Raw genomic sequence first — 14,192 nt, 5'->3', positions numbered from 1 at the left:
AGTCATGGAAAATATAATGAAAGAAACCATTGGTGAAGTCGTGGCAGAAAATTTTAGAACTGCCGCAGTGTTTTACAACCACGGAATAGATTTTTGTTGCCGGGGTAACAGAGTAATTAATGATGTGTGTGAGAAGAAAAATATCGATCCGAATAAACTGGAAGCTGAGCTAAGAGAAGCCCTAGAAACAGCAGAAAGAGGTGTTGACGATCCAAGGACTTGGTCTTTAGCCAAACTTGTCGATCATATCGTCCCTACGCATCACCGCTATATAGAGGAAAAGAGTCCAATCCTTTTACAATTCTTAGCAAAGCTTTGCAAGGTACATGGAGAGGCACATCCGGAACTTTTTGAAATTCACGAACATTTCCAATACACCGCGGGTGATCTTGCGGCTCATATGAAAAAAGAAGAGCTTATGCTCTTCCCACAGATCAAAAAAATGGAAATCACCCAAAATCAGGGTACAACATGGACGCCTCCAGGGTTTGGAACCGTTAAAAATCCAATCGCTATGATGATGCAGGAACATGAGAACGAGGGAGATCGATTTGTCAAGATTAGTGAATTATCTAGCAATTACACCCCTCCAGCAGATGCGTGCAACACCTATAGAATTACCTATGCCATGTTGGATGAATTTGAAAAAGACCTCCACAGGCATATCCACTTGGAAAACAATATTCTGTTTCCTAGGGCTATTGAATTAGAGAGTGCTTTGGTTTAAAACTCAGCACCAAACCATAACAAAAGCATTGCTTTTGTTACTAAAAAGAGCTCTTGATGGACGATTTGTTTTGAGTTTTTGTTCCTAAGTTTGTTCTGCCATAAGTGATTCGACTTTACCCTTGAGTCACTTATGGTTATTTAATTTTAAGTTAAAAAATCCTAGGTTTCATCAAATCTTTCAGCTCCATATCATCCAACTTAGTGGCAACTTTTATACCTTTATGCCAACCAAAATTCATCCTGATACCTCCATGTAATGGAAAAAAAATTCATGAGCCTGTCTTTGAGTAATTTTCTAATTGCCGCAACACTGGGACTATTCCTTCGGTTCTTGTATATCTATCCAACTTCCGGTTTTAATTTTAAATTTTTAACCCACGCGCATTCTCATATCGCTATGTTAGGATGGGTTTATCTATCCATACAATGTTTTGTTGTAGGCTGGTATATCAAAGGCTCTATAAAAAAATATAAACGCTTGTTTTGGGTGACTCAATTGGCCGTTTTAGGGATGCTGTTTAGTTTTCCTTTTCAAGGCTATGCGGCGATATCCATAAGCTTCTCTACCCTACATATCTTCTGCAGTTACTTTTTGGCCTACTACTGTCTTAAAGAAATTAAACCTACAAACCCCGCTAACAAATTTATGCGTTGGGCCTTTTTATTTATGATACTTTCCACCATCGGTGTATGGTGTTTAGGGCCAACGGTTACTCAATTTGGAAAATCGTCTCCATTATACCAATTGGCAATTCAGTATTTTCTCCATTTTCAATTCAATGGATGGTTCTTATTTGCAGTGCTATCTATGCTGTTAAAAATACTTCAGATACCCAATAGCACCTTGGTTAATAAGGTTTATAAACTCGCCATCGTATCTACGATATTGACCTTTGCATTTCCTGCTAGTTGGTACTTGGATGTTAGTGTGCTTTTCTGGATTAACACCTTAGGTGTTTTACTACAACTGGTGATGTTGTATTATTTAGTGCAGTTACTGTGTAAACCTCTTGATAGTTATCTGAAAACTCAAAGCGTACTTGTAAAAAACCTATACCGCTTTGCCGTCTTTTGTTTTATGGTCAAAGTAGTTACCCAAATATTTTCATGTGTGCCATTTATAGCAGAACAGGCACACCTTTACCGAAATCTAGTGATTGGATTTATCCACCTCTTTATGCTAGGTATTATCAGCAGTTTGCTTTTTGCTTATTTCCACCGGAGTCTAAAAATATCCAGTCTCTTTTGTTTTAAATGGGGAGCCTATTTATTTCTAGCTGGAATAGTCGCCACGGAGTTACTTCTTTTCATTCAGGGTTTAATCTATATCCTTAGGTTAGGTTCTGGGCTACCCCAATATTATATGTGGTTGTTTATTGGAAGTGTCCTATTGGTTCTGGGTATACTTATGTTACTCATTAGTGTGCTGCAAAGCTCAGTGGCTAAAATCAACCTAAACACAAACTCAGAAACAACCTAGCCCAAAGACATAGATGGCGCCTTAACTCCTTATTTCATAGCTGCAATTGCCTTTTCAACCTGTTTAACAATGGCATCAGGCCCGACATTAATTCCTTCTTGTTGAAAAGCGAGTTCACCTTTATCGTTAAACACACTGATAATATTCGAGTGCGAAAAATCAACAGGTGATATTTTGCGGTAATTAACCGCCAACACTGCTGCAAATTCACGCGTATTGGCCTCTGTAGATCTCAAGAATACCCAAGGATCTTGATCCATCTTGTTTTCCATGGCAAAAGCTTTTAGGCGCTCTGGAGTATCGGTCTTCGGATCAATACTTATGAGTAACATTTTCACCTTATCCAATTGATCCGCAGGTAGACGATCCTTAATGGTCCGCATGTCCGCCACCAATCGTGGACAAGCGATCTGGCAGGAGGTATAAATCATAACAGTCACTAATACCTTACCACGATAATCCACGAAGTTAACGTCCTCTGCTTCCTGATTCGTCCATTGCGAAGGCAAATTGTATATTGACATTTCAGAGATGGCTTCATCGCTGCTCACCACATGGGTTGGATTTTGATCATCAGCTTTCTCTTTATTATTCGTATTACATGAGATACATAAACTCATAAGCAATAATACCATTACTTTAAATCCTTTCATATGTGTTTTATTTTCATTTTTATTTTATATCAGATGCACATCTAAACCCTAGGTTCTTCAGTGTATAGCGCGCCTTAACACTCCCTCTAAAGGCATATCGCATAAAAGCGGCATAGTTCATCAGATCCGTAGCTCCGATAGATGCAGCGCCACAAAACAGGTTTTGATCGCTATCTACATCCCTTCTGGACTCGCCGGATAACATCACTGAGTTATAATCCATGGTCCATTCCCAGACCAATTGGTGCATATCATAGACATCCCAGTAATTTGGTTCAGCCTGTCCCACACTTATGGTTGCTGTATTTGGAGTCTCATACCAAGCTAGAATTTTCTCTGTGTAATCCACATCCTTGCGAGCATCCTTATTAACCTCATCCGCCATGGCTACATACTCCCATTCATCTAGAGTAGGCAAACGCTTGCCTTGACATTCACAATAGGCCTTGGCAGCAAACCAAGACACATAATTCACAGCAGCATTTTCATTGAGTTGATCTCCTAATTGGTCATCTTTTTCCCAACTTATCAGATAATTTTTATCAGCAAAAATAGCTTTGACATCTGAACGTTTCCAAGATGGATTACTCTTTACAAATTTCAAGTAATCCTTCATTGTAACCGGATACTTATCGATAAGAAAAGTTTGGACCTTAACTGCTACGGTATCATTGCCGTAAAGCGGAATGTACTCCCCGGCTTCTATAAGCGCCATAGCTGTTTGCTGAGCTAGCATTACAGTGGTTATCAAAAAACATATAAAAAAAACGCAGTAACTTTTAATTTCCTTCATCATGACATCAATTCGTTATTGTTATACAATCACAAGAGCCGTTTATCAGCAGTGAAGTGATTCGAAAAGGGGGCCGCTGATTAAAAATCACTCTAAAATTCAACAACCCCTTTTTACAATAAATCGCTACTCTCCAGCTCTTATTTTGGCCACCATTGCAGGGGTAACACGATCTTTAGAGTTGCCCCAACTATTGTAGATATAAGTCATGACGTTAGCAATCTCCTCATCTGTTAATCCCTGACTTGGCATCACGTTATTATAGGTATTACCGTTAACGGTAATCTCTCCTTGTAATCCTTGTAAGACGACTTTAATAGATCTATCTACATCAGCATTTAAGTAATCTGAAGATGCCAAGGGAGGGAACACTGACTGAATTCCTTGCCCTTCTGCCTGGTGGCAGGCAAAACAGGTTGTCATATAGACTTGCTTACCGTAGGCCATCTGATCAGCCAAATCCATTGCGGCCGGTGGTGGAATAACTTTATTATTAGATGGCATTTCTTGAATTGCACCTCCTTCAGGTTGATAAATTCCCTCTCTTAATTCACCAGAGAACACTTTTAAGTTTTCGTCTCCAGCAACTTGAAGTTGGGCCAAGGCTCCTTTGTTAAATGCTCTGAACACAGAGTGATCCAGCAATACATAATTTCCGGGAACATTAACTTTGAATTCTACGATAGCTGCACCTCCAGCAGGAATCAAGGTGGTTTGAACATTCTTGTTTATCAGATCACCTCCCTCAACATGAACCCTATCGAATATCTCTCCAATTACATGGAAAGATGACACTAGATTTGGACCTCCATTACCGACAAATAATCGGACAGTTTCACCAGCTTTAGCAGTGATCGCGTTCTTTCCAACCATAGAACCAGTGTTCCCGTTAAATACCACGTAATCCGCCTCTTCGGCCATGGCTTTCTCCATGTCGAAAGGTTGAAGTCCTCTATCTCCAGTTTTTCCCTTGGTATAGAAATCCCCTTGCATAATATAGTACTCCTTATCTACTGGTGGTAAACCTTCTTCCGGCTCTACCAAAATCAATCCATACATACCATTAGCAATATGCATCCCTACAGGTGCTGTAGCACAGTGGTATACGAACAATCCAGGGTTCAGAGTTTTAAAAGAGAATGACTTTTCATAACCCGGAGCCACAAAGGACGACTCAGCTCCCCCACCAGGTCCATTAACTGCGTGCAAATCGATGTTGTGTGGCAGTTTGTTGTTTGGGTGGTTCTTTAATGTAAACATGATTTCATCCCCTACTTTGGCTCTGATAAAACTACCAGGAACCGTTCCTCCAAAAGTCCAGAAAATATACTTTACTCCATCAGCCAACTCCATTTCCTTTTCTACAATTTCCATGTCCACAATCAACTTTTTGGCTTTTCTTTTCGCCGTTGGTTTTGGTACATTAGGCGGTGATGTTAGATCCGCGACCATTTCTAATTCTACATCGAGGTGCTCTAAGTCTACTATTTTTTCATTCTTTGTTGAGCAAGAATATACTAGTAAGAGACACGCAAAAAACTTAATCACATTACTCATAACTGTTGAATTTAATTAGGATTTCAATAAATAGGACAATTTTGTCTTATTTAATACAAATATACGTAGAACCGCTCATTCAGAATATGACTTAAGTCATATTTTACTACTGTATTCAAAGCCAAAATTAAATAAAATAGTTTACATTTGGGTGTAAGAGAAAAAATGTTATAAAGTTTATAAATGAATTAAAAAGATGGATTATACCAAAAAAATGCTTCGTGATGATGCCCTCAAAGGGAAGACTATAGTAGTGACTGGAGGTGGCAGTGGTCTAGGTAAAGCAATGACTAGTTACTTCTTAGAATTAGGGGCAAACGTAGCCATCACTTCTAGAAATATAGAAAAATTACAAAAAACAGCTCAAGAACTAGAGGATATCACAGGCGGAAATTGCTTTCCGGTGGCCTGTGATGTACGAAATTACGATGAGGTTGAGGCCATGCATCGTGCCGTCACCGAAAAATTTGGAAAAATTGATGTGCTTCTAAACAATGCAGCGGGTAATTTTATTTCCCCTACAGAACGACTTTCTGCTAACGCTTTTGACACCATTATAGATATTGTTTTAAAAGGAACAAAAAATTGCACTTTGGCCTTTGGTAAGCACTGGATAGACCAAAAACAAACCAATACTACGGTATTAAATATTGTGACCACCTACGCATGGACTGGATCTGCTTATGTGGTACCTTCAGCAACTGCTAAGGCTGGTGTTTTAGCACTAACACGTAGTTTGGCCGTAGAATGGGCTAAATACGGTATGCGATTTAACGCCATTGCACCAGGTCCCTTCCCAACCAAGGGAGCTTGGGATCGTCTGTTACCTGGAGATTTAAAAGAAAAATTTGACTTGGCTAAAAAAGTACCTCTTAAAAGAGTTGGAGAGCATCAAGAGCTCGCCAATCTTGCTGCATATATGGTCTCTGATTTTTCGGCCTACCTTAATGGAGAAGTCATTACTTTAGATGGTGGAGAGTGGCTAAAGGGCGCTGGTCAATTTAATATATTGGAGGCTATCCCAGAAACAATGTGGGATCAGCTCGAGGCCATGATCCGTGCAAATAAAAAGTAATATTTTAGGAATAAAATATTAAAATTCATCCCCATTTTCGTTAATTAGGACCAAATTGTAGTTGTTAATTACTTTGTTGGCTAACTGTTAACAAAATTCATTTTCTAAACTCACAAATAATCGTATTTTTACCTGACTAAAATTACCTTACTAAAATCGAATTAAACTCATGGGCAAAGTAATTGCTGTAGCAAATCAAAAAGGCGGTGTTGGCAAGACCACTACTTCCATTAATCTAGCAGCTTCATTGGGCGTACTTGAAAAAAAAGTATTGCTTATTGATGCTGATCCTCAAGCAAATGCTACTTCCGGTCTAGGAATTGATGTTGAGTCGGTAGAAGGAGGCACTTATCAATTGTTAGAACATTCGTTAACCCCCGAAGAAACTATTGTAAAAACGGAATCCCCAAACGTTGAACTTATACCTGCACATATTGACTTGGTCGCTATTGAAATCGAGCTAGTCGACAAAGATCAGCGGGAATATATGTTGGCAAAGGCTATTGAGAACCTTAGGAATTCCTATGATTACATATTGATAGACTGTGCGCCATCGCTTGGCTTATTAACATTAAATGCCTTAACCGCATCTGATTCCGTAATTATCCCAATTCAATGCGAGTATTTTGCATTAGAAGGATTGGGAAAGTTACTCAACACAATCAAAAGCGTACAAAAGATACACAACCCGAATCTGGATATTGAAGGCCTATTGCTTACGATGTACGATTCAAGACTTAGACTATCCAACCAAGTCGTAGAAGAGGTTCAAAAGCACTTTAGCGAAATGGTATTTGAAACCATTATCCAAAGAAATGTGCGATTGAGTGAAGCTCCAAGTTACGGAGAAACCATTATCAACTACGACGCTACTAGTAAAGGTGCCACGAACTACTTAAGTCTGGCACACGAGATAATTAAGAAGAATAAGCAAACGGTGTAAATGGCAAAAGCAACAAAAAAACAGGCTTTAGGAAGAGGTTTGTCCGCATTACTTAAGGATCCCGATAACGATATCAAAACGGCTTCGGATAAGAATGCCGATAAGGTGGTGGGTAGCATTGTGGAACTGGATATAGATTCTATAGAAGTAAACCCATTCCAGCCTAGAACGAATTTTAACGAAGAAACATTAAAAGAACTCTCCACCTCTATTCGTGAACTAGGAGTGATTCAACCTATTACAGTTCGTAAAACAGATTTCAACCAATACCAACTGGTCTCTGGTGAACGAAGATTGCGAGCCTCAAAATTGGCGGGGTTGAAATTAATCCCAGCTTACATTAGAATTGCGAATGATCAAGAGTCTCTCGAGATGGCCTTGGTGGAAAACATTCAACGGCAGGATTTAGATCCAATCGAGATCTCGCTTTCCTACCAGCGACTCATCGATGAGATCAACATCACACAGGAACAACTAAGTGATCGTGTAGGTAAGAAACGTTCGACGATCACCAACTATTTACGTTTACTAAAACTAGACCCTATCATCCAGACTGGAATGAGAGATGGTTTTGTAAGTATGGGACACGGTCGTGCACTGATCAATATAGAGAACAAAAAGGATCAGCTCGAGATTTACGAAAAAGTAATATCAGAAGGCTTGTCCGTACGGGATACTGAAAAATTAGTTCGCGTGTATCAAACCGACAAGGACCAAAATGCCTCAAAAGGTGCTACAGAAGAAGTTCCAGATTATATCTCAGAAAATGTCAATGAGTTAACAGAATACTTTTCTTCAAAAGTCGACGTTAAAGTAGCAAAGAACGGGAAGGGAAAACTTATCATTCCATTCCATTCAAAAGAGGATTTTATACGTCTTACTAAACTTCTTAAATAGTGCTTAAAAAAGGTTTATCCATATTTTTTTTCTTGCTTTTTCATTTTGTCATCACGGCTCAGGAGAAGCAAAAAGATTCCACTTCGAACCAACAAGCCGAAATGGATCCCATTCATGAAATGACCAAACGGGAACTCCTAAAATTGGAAGAAGAAGCAAAAGACAGTTTACATTTTTCAACGGTTCAAGACACCGTTTCTAGTGATACCTTGTCAAAAAAAGAAATCAGGCAATTCAAAAGACAGCAAAAACGTGATAGCATCGCAAAAATAGCTGTTGATATCGACCCTCTCTCTCCTGCAAAGGCTGCGTTTTATTCCGCTATACTTCCAGGCCTAGGCCAGATATACAACAAAAGTTACTGGAAACTTCCTTTTGTTTACGGAGCTATCGGAACTGGTGCGTATTTTTATATCGAGAACACCAATAACTACAATCGTTACCGTGATGCCTACAAGAGACGTCTCGCAGGCTTTTACGATGATGAGTTTTACGACATTAACGGGGATGGAATCTCCCCTGGAAGTCCAGATGTAAGTGATGATGCCCTAAGAGATGCACAGGAATTCTACCAGCGTAATCGTGACCTTTCACTGCTGATCACTATTGGATTATATGTTTTAAATATCGTCGATGCTAATGTGGATGCGCATTTAAAACAATTTAACGTCAATGAAAACATATCGCTCAAACCGTATATTGAGCAAAATCAACTGAATTACAATCCAAATTACGGACTTAGTCTAAGTTTGGATTTTTAATATTTTTAAAACAATACCGATGAAAATAGCCTTATTAGGGTATGGGAAAATGGGGAAAATGATTGAAAAGATTGCCCTGAGCCGTGGTCACGAAATTATTGCCAAAATAGACATCAATAGTACAGCAACAGATATCTCTAAGGCTGATGTAGCCATCGACTTTAGTATTCCTGATGCTGCCTTTAACAACATTACACTCTGCCTGGAAAACAGAATTCCGGTGATTAGCGGAACCACGGGATGGCTTGATAAATATCCCGAAGCAGTAGCATTGTGTAAAAAACATAATGGCGCCTTTATTTACGCATCTAACTATAGCCTCGGTGTTAATATCTTCTTCCAGATTAATGAGTATCTAGCGAAGATCATGAACAACCACTCGCAATACGGGATAAGTATGGAAGAGATTCACCATACTCAGAAATTAGATGCACCAAGTGGAACGGCAATCACTTTAGCTGAGGGTATTATAAAACATACCGATAAAACAAAATGGACCCTAGAGGATCCTAAAGCGGATGAAATCCAAATTGTAGCTAAGAGAATTGATGCTGTACCGGGCACGCATACTGTGAGCTATGAAAATGAAATTGACAGTATCTCCTTGACACATACTGCAAATAGCCGTGAAGGCTTCGCTCTTGGGGCTGTTGTCGCAGCTGAGTGGATCGTTGGAAAACAAGGGGTATTCACCATGAAAGACGTGTTAAACTTGGGTTAAAAACTGAATTTAAAGCAGATATAGCGAATCTAATGTGCTTTTAAATTTTATTTTTACCGAAATAGTTTTAAAAAATTTACTTTAAGCTAAACCAAAAATTATGACTATAACGCAATGGTTTATATTCTTTCTCGTCCTACAAGTTATTCATTTTGCAGGAACTTGGAAATTGTATGTAAAAGCTGGTAGAAAGCCATGGGAAGCACTAATTCCTGTGTATAACGCAGTAGTACTGATGAAAATTATAAACCGTCCTTGGTGGTGGGTTATTTTACTTTTCATTCCCATCATCAACCTCATTATGTTTCCTGTAGTTTGGGTTGAAACAATTCGTAGTTATGGAAAAAACAGTACCGCAGATACTTGGCTAGCCGTGCTCACTCTAGGGCTTTACATTTATTATGTCAACTACGCTTTAGATGTAACCTATATAAAGGATCGTAGTTTAAAACCACGGACTGCTACCGGAGAATGGGTAAGTTCGATTCTCTTTGCAGTAGTTGCTGCAACTTTGGTACACACCTATTTCATGCAGCCTTTCGTGATTCCAACTTCCTCCCTGGAAAAAACCTTATTAGTCGGAGATTTCTTATTTGTAAGTAAGTTTCACTACGGAGCGCGTACACCGATGACCACTGTTGCATTTCCAATGGTACACGATACCATACCCGGAATTAAAACCAAGTCATATCTGGACAAACCACAACTACCTTATTTTAGACTTCCTGCTCTCCAAGATATTAAAAGAAACGACATCGTGGTATTTAACTGGCCTACTGATACAGTAGAACAATTTTTTAAAATCACACACCGAAAGATTCGTAAACCTATTGATAAAAAGTCAAATTACGTTAAACGTTGTGTTGGATTACCAGGAGATTCCCTATCGATAAGAGATGGTTATGTTTTCATTAACGGGGAACAAAATAAGTTGCCCGGACGCGCCAAATTACAATTCTCCTACTATGTTCAAACCACAGGAGAGCTTACGCCACAATATATGTATGATCGTTACGGAGTGACTGGAAGATTTGGTAAAGTTAAAGAAGGGGTCTACTTCTTTTCCGCTTTAACTGATGAGGCAGCAAGTCAACTCAAGGACAATCCTAACGTGGTTAAGATTCAAAGAAACATCGATGCCGAGGGAAGCACTAGAATGAGTGATGTGTTCCCACATGATGCTGAAGACTATCCTTGGAATCAAGACCAATTTGGCCCCCTTTACGTTCCTGCAGCAGGACAAACCGTGACTTTAAGTACCAAGGTACTCCCTTTGTATAAACACATTATAGAGCGTTACGAAGGCAACAGCATCGAGACTCGTGGAGATCTAATCCTAATCAACGGAGAGGTGGCTGAGAATTATACATTTAAACAAGATTACTATTGGATGATGGGTGACAATCGTCACGCCTCTGAAGATAGTCGTTTTTGGGGCTTTGTACCTGCCGACCATATTGTTGGAAAACCCGTATTTATATGGATGAGTTTTGACAGTAATGCTAGTGGTCCTTTCTGGAATAAGATTCGTTGGGAACGTGTTTTCACAACAGTGAGTGGAGATGACAAACCTCGTTCCTACCTCATGTATTTCTTGGTAGCTATAGGGCTATGGTATGGATATAGCGTCTACAGAAAACGTAAAAATTCAAAATCTTAATTCCTTAATTCGAATTTATAAAAGGAAATGAGCGCACTCATACATCCTACATATTTTCCCTCTGTGGCACATTGGGTGGTCATAGCGCATCACCAAGAACAATTGGTGATAGAATCCCAGGATAATTATCAAAAGCAGACTTATAGAAATAGAGCCTATATCTATAGTCCTAATGGAAAACAATTATTATCTATCCCGATTGTACACACCAAAAGTAGCGCTCATCAAAAGTACAATGCAGTGACCATAGAGGATTGTTATGATTGGAAAAAACAACATTGGAAATCAATCGAGACCGCCTACCGCACCTCTCCTTATTTTGAGTTTTACGAGGATGAGCTCAAACCGTTCTTCAAAAAGAAACACCACTCTCTCTTTGAGATGAACCTAGAGAGTATGGAGCTCATAGCAGAATGCATGCAATTGGAACCTTTCACCTATGAATTCACTTCGGATTTTCAGCCAACATATGATTCATATCTAGACAAACGATCTTTGGTAAACGCTAAAACAAAACACGAATGCGACTTTGACTCCTATGTACAAGTTTTTGACGACAAGCACGGTTTTATACCAAACTTAAGCATATTGGATCTGTTGTTCAATGAAGGGCCTAACGCACTAAGTTATGTATTAAACTTGGACTTAAACCAAATCCCTTGATTCGATTTATAGTTCATTACGGAATCCACTTTATAGTCCCCATTCTCATTGCATGGTTTTTATATCGTAAACGATTCAAAGAAGTCTTGGTCATTTTATGGTTAGGCATTTGTATCGATCTGGATCATTTATGGGCCAATCCAATATTTGATGCTAATCGATGCAGTTTAGGATTTCATACCTTCCACACCTTTTGGGCAATCATATTATACTTCTGTCTTTTTGTCTATCCAAAAACTAGAATTTTAGGGTTAGCATTACTGCTGCACATTCTAGCTGACGGTGCAGATTGTTTGCTGATGTCTTTACAGCTGTAACTGTGTCATAACAGGATAATGATCCGAGAGCTGTTCATAACGATTTTTATGTGAGACCACCTCTAGCCTTGGATCCATAAAAATGAAGTCTATACGCAAAGGAAAATACTTAAAATAAAACGTTTTTCCCGTACCCTCCCCCTGCTCCTCAAAGCTATCCAAATCATTACCTTTTATTTGCTGGTATATAGCAGAATACTGATTATTGTTTAAATCCCCGCAAGTGATCGTTTTATAAGGACTTTGGTTCTTATGTTCAACAAAGATCTCAGTCTGCACTTGTTGTTTAGAAAACACAGCCCCCATACGACTGGCCAAGCGAGAGGAGTTTTTCTGGCTGATCTCCTCACTTTCAGGGTCAATATGAAAAGATTGCAGATGTATATTATAAACACGAATGGTATCACTATCGCATACGATATCAGCAAAAATAGCATTGTTCCCTGAGTTTGGAAATTCTAAGGATCCCTTGTTGATAATAGGGAATTTGGAATATATGGCTTGACCTGTCTCCTGCGTTTTATAGTTTATATAGCGATATGGAAATTCATTAAACATACCTTCCTTAGTGTAATAAAATTCTTGAAAACACAAAATTGAAGGGTTCTCTTCCTTGATTAGAGACTTAATTTCACCAAAAACATCTTCTCCCTTGATCCATTTATAGACATTAAAAACGCGTACGTTATAGGTCATCACCTTTAAGGTTCCATTACTGACGACCTCCTGAGTACCCGAAAACTTATACAGAGAACTCACCTTAGGGTAACCGATTAAAAGAATTAAGAACGAAAGTAGAAATTGTCGTTTAATTTTCACCATCCAATACAACATGAAAATTATGTTGACAACAATAAGCACTGGCGTAATAAGACTGTAAATAGAAATTCTAGGAAACGATTTCACAGGTATATAGGCTGAAGCGTACCCCAAAATAAGAAGTACGGCCACAACAATATTAATACTAAAAACAAATTTATGTGCCCAGCTTAACTTTTTCATCGGTTATTGGTCAGTTCTGATTTTAATCTTGGTTATTCTTTACCTGAAGTAAAAAGATAGTCTTTTTCTTCTTTGGATAAACTTTCATATCCACTTTTGCTAATCTTATCTAGTATGGCATCTATTTTCTTCTGATGATCGGATGTAACCGTAGAGCCTGATTGGGTAGTGGATTTCTTATCTCTGTACACGGTCTTCATTGGGGCCTTCTTCTTTTTACTAAAAAGTCCGGACACACTATCTATTATTGCGTTAAATCCTCTTCCGATATCATCACCTTGCATCATCCTTTTGGCATACACAAAACCAAGTAACGATCCACCTAGATGTGCCAAGTGTCCACCTGAGTTTGAGAAAGGTAATGACACCAAATCAATCAACACTAAAGCAGCACCAATATACCAAAGTTTTACATTTAAAATAAAAAACAATCGCACTTCCATGTTAGGCATATAGGTACAGACATAAATCATAACAGCCATTACTGCGGCTGATGCCCCTATGAGAGAAGAGTTCACTCCAGAGAAAACTGGGAAGACGTTATAGCTTAGCAAATATAATAGCCCCCCGGCCATGGCGCCTAAGAAATAAATACTGATAAATTGCTTGGTGGTATGTATGGTTAGAAAAAACTTCCCCACAAAAAACAGAAGGATCATGTTCCAAAACAGATGTGTAAAACTGCCGTGAAAAAACGCATAAGTAATCAAGGACCATGGTTGAATCAAAAAATTACTAAAGCCTTTAGGAAGCTCAAACCAGCGCATTATGTAATCAAATGGCAATTGAAATAAAAACACCACAAGGGCATTCACAATAAAAACAGCCGTATTGACTACAATCAACTTTTCAGCGATATTTAATGCTGAAAACTTAAATTTTATGTCATTCCTTATACTCATACTTAAATGTTGGTTTATATCACCGTTGATCTTCTGTCA

15 protein-coding genes are annotated in these 14,192 nt (G+C 38.7%); 10 read left to right on the top strand and 5 right to left on the bottom strand.

The genetic code is table 11. The features are described from left to right. Nucleotides 1–4: 4 nt before the first annotated feature. Nucleotides 5–727, top strand: coding sequence for an iron-sulfur cluster repair di-iron protein (gene ric / locus ACN0TV_RS08785; RefSeq protein ID WP_417362125.1), 723 nt, complete (start codon nt 5–7; stop codon nt 725–727). A gap of 258 nt (nt 728–985) precedes the next feature. Then, nucleotides 986–2,209 (top strand): hypothetical protein, encoded by a 1,224-nt coding sequence (locus tag ACN0TV_RS08780; RefSeq protein ID WP_417362123.1) that lies wholly within the window; start codon nt 986–988, stop codon nt 2,207–2,209. A gap of 29 nt (nt 2,210–2,238) precedes the next feature. On the opposite strand, the gene ACN0TV_RS08775 is transcribed toward ACN0TV_RS08780, so the two are convergent. The 3 genes from ACN0TV_RS08775 to nirK form a co-directional block, all read right to left on the bottom strand. Next, a complete protein-coding gene (locus ACN0TV_RS08775) occupies nt 2,239–2,862 on the bottom strand; it encodes an SCO family protein (RefSeq protein WP_417362121.1) in 624 nt (207 codons plus the stop codon). A 19-nt stretch (nt 2,863–2,881) separates the two neighbouring features. Continuing rightward, nucleotides 2,882–3,598 carry a formylglycine-generating enzyme family protein gene (locus ACN0TV_RS08770; protein ID WP_417362119.1) on the bottom strand — a complete coding sequence of 239 codons (717 nt, stop codon included), beginning with the start codon at nt 3,596–3,598 and terminating at the stop codon, nt 2,882–2,884. A 183-nt stretch (nt 3,599–3,781) separates the two neighbouring features. Beyond that, nucleotides 3,782–5,212 carry a copper-containing nitrite reductase gene (nirK, locus tag ACN0TV_RS08765; RefSeq protein WP_417362117.1) on the bottom strand — a complete coding sequence of 477 codons (1,431 nt, stop codon included), beginning with the start codon at nt 5,210–5,212 and terminating at the stop codon, nt 3,782–3,784. 196 nt (nt 5,213–5,408) lie between these two features. Between nirK and ACN0TV_RS08760 the strand changes: the two genes are divergently transcribed. The 8 genes from ACN0TV_RS08760 (at nt 5,409) to ACN0TV_RS08725 (ending at nt 12,249) form a co-directional block, all read left to right on the top strand. Further along, the gene (locus ACN0TV_RS08760; RefSeq protein WP_417362115.1) at nt 5,409–6,287 is read left to right on the top strand and encodes an SDR family oxidoreductase; all 879 of its coding nucleotides are present in this window, start codon (nt 5,409–5,411) and stop codon (nt 6,285–6,287) included. Between the two features lie 169 nt (nt 6,288–6,456). Further along, a complete protein-coding gene (locus ACN0TV_RS08755; RefSeq protein ID WP_417362112.1) occupies nt 6,457–7,230 on the top strand; it encodes a ParA family protein in 774 nt (257 codons plus the stop codon). Continuing rightward, entirely contained in the window at nt 7,231–8,127 is an 897-nt protein-coding gene (locus ACN0TV_RS08750; protein ID WP_417362110.1) for a ParB/RepB/Spo0J family partition protein, read from the top strand. Further along, nucleotides 8,127–8,888, top strand: coding sequence for a DUF5683 domain-containing protein (locus ACN0TV_RS08745; RefSeq protein ID WP_417362108.1), 762 nt, complete (start codon nt 8,127–8,129; stop codon nt 8,886–8,888). Before ACN0TV_RS08750 ends, ACN0TV_RS08745 begins: the two co-directional genes overlap by 1 nt. A 19-nt stretch (nt 8,889–8,907) precedes the next feature. Further along, entirely contained in the window at nt 8,908–9,609 is a 702-nt protein-coding gene (dapB, locus tag ACN0TV_RS08740) for a 4-hydroxy-tetrahydrodipicolinate reductase (protein ID WP_417362107.1), read from the top strand. A 100-nt stretch (nt 9,610–9,709) separates the two neighbouring features. Next, nucleotides 9,710–11,269, top strand: a complete 1,560-nt coding sequence (gene lepB / locus ACN0TV_RS08735) for a signal peptidase I (protein WP_417362105.1) — start codon at nt 9,710–9,712, stop codon at nt 11,267–11,269. A gap of 27 nt (nt 11,270–11,296) precedes the next feature. Then, nucleotides 11,297–11,932, top strand: coding sequence for a WbqC family protein (locus ACN0TV_RS08730; RefSeq protein ID WP_417362103.1), 636 nt, complete (start codon nt 11,297–11,299; stop codon nt 11,930–11,932). After that, complete coding sequence (locus ACN0TV_RS08725; RefSeq protein WP_417362101.1) at nt 11,929–12,249, top strand: DUF6122 family protein; 321 nt, start codon at nt 11,929–11,931, stop codon at nt 12,247–12,249. Before ACN0TV_RS08730 ends, ACN0TV_RS08725 begins: the two co-directional genes overlap by 4 nt. On the opposite strand, the gene ACN0TV_RS08720 is transcribed toward ACN0TV_RS08725, so the two are convergent. Together ACN0TV_RS08720 and ACN0TV_RS08715 are read right to left on the bottom strand one after the other, a co-directional pair. Beyond that, nucleotides 12,238–13,251 (bottom strand): endonuclease/exonuclease/phosphatase family protein, encoded by a 1,014-nt coding sequence (locus ACN0TV_RS08720; protein WP_417362099.1) that lies wholly within the window; start codon nt 13,249–13,251, stop codon nt 12,238–12,240. The genes ACN0TV_RS08725 and ACN0TV_RS08720 overlap by 12 nt on opposite strands. A 32-nt stretch (nt 13,252–13,283) precedes the next feature. Further along, the gene (locus ACN0TV_RS08715; RefSeq protein WP_417362097.1) at nt 13,284–14,153 is read right to left on the bottom strand and encodes a rhomboid family intramembrane serine protease; all 870 of its coding nucleotides are present in this window, start codon (nt 14,151–14,153) and stop codon (nt 13,284–13,286) included. Between the last annotated feature and the right edge of the window lie 39 nt (nt 14,154–14,192).

The sequence above is a fragment of the Galbibacter sp. genome (assembly GCF_048266365.1).
In the GTDB taxonomy this organism is placed as follows: domain Bacteria; phylum Bacteroidota; class Bacteroidia; order Flavobacteriales; family Flavobacteriaceae; genus Galbibacter.
The sequence above is the reverse complement of the archived record's forward strand: the minus strand, read 5'-3'. Positions and strand labels throughout refer to the sequence as shown.

Coding starts and splice junctions, on each gene's coding strand:
- lepB (WP_417362105.1), top strand. CDS start 9,710: ATGACTATAACGCAATGGTTTATATTCTTTCTCGTCCTACAAGTTATT.
- ACN0TV_RS08755 (WP_417362112.1), top strand. CDS start 6,457: ATGGGCAAAGTAATTGCTGTAGCAAATCAAAAAGGCGGTGTTGGCAAG.
- ACN0TV_RS08715 (WP_417362097.1), bottom strand. CDS start 14,153: ATGAGTATAAGGAATGACATAAAATTTAAGTTTTCAGCATTAAATATC.
- ACN0TV_RS08760 (WP_417362115.1), top strand. CDS start 5,409: ATGGATTATACCAAAAAAATGCTTCGTGATGATGCCCTCAAAGGGAAG.
- ACN0TV_RS08775 (WP_417362121.1), bottom strand. CDS start 2,862: ATGAAAGGATTTAAAGTAATGGTATTATTGCTTATGAGTTTATGTATC.
- ACN0TV_RS08770 (WP_417362119.1), bottom strand. CDS start 3,598: ATGCTAGCTCAGCAAACAGCTATGGCGCTTATAGAAGCCGGGGAGTAC.
- nirK (WP_417362117.1), bottom strand. CDS start 5,212: ATGAGTAATGTGATTAAGTTTTTTGCGTGTCTCTTACTAGTATATTCT.
- ACN0TV_RS08750 (WP_417362110.1), top strand. CDS start 7,231: ATGGCAAAAGCAACAAAAAAACAGGCTTTAGGAAGAGGTTTGTCCGCA.
- ric (WP_417362125.1), top strand. CDS start 5: ATGGAAAATATAATGAAAGAAACCATTGGTGAAGTCGTGGCAGAAAAT.
- ACN0TV_RS08720 (WP_417362099.1), bottom strand. CDS start 13,251: ATGAAAAAGTTAAGCTGGGCACATAAATTTGTTTTTAGTATTAATATT.
- dapB (WP_417362107.1), top strand. CDS start 8,908: ATGAAAATAGCCTTATTAGGGTATGGGAAAATGGGGAAAATGATTGAA.
- ACN0TV_RS08730 (WP_417362103.1), top strand. CDS start 11,297: ATGAGCGCACTCATACATCCTACATATTTTCCCTCTGTGGCACATTGG.
- ACN0TV_RS08780 (WP_417362123.1), top strand. CDS start 986: ATGGAAAAAAAATTCATGAGCCTGTCTTTGAGTAATTTTCTAATTGCC.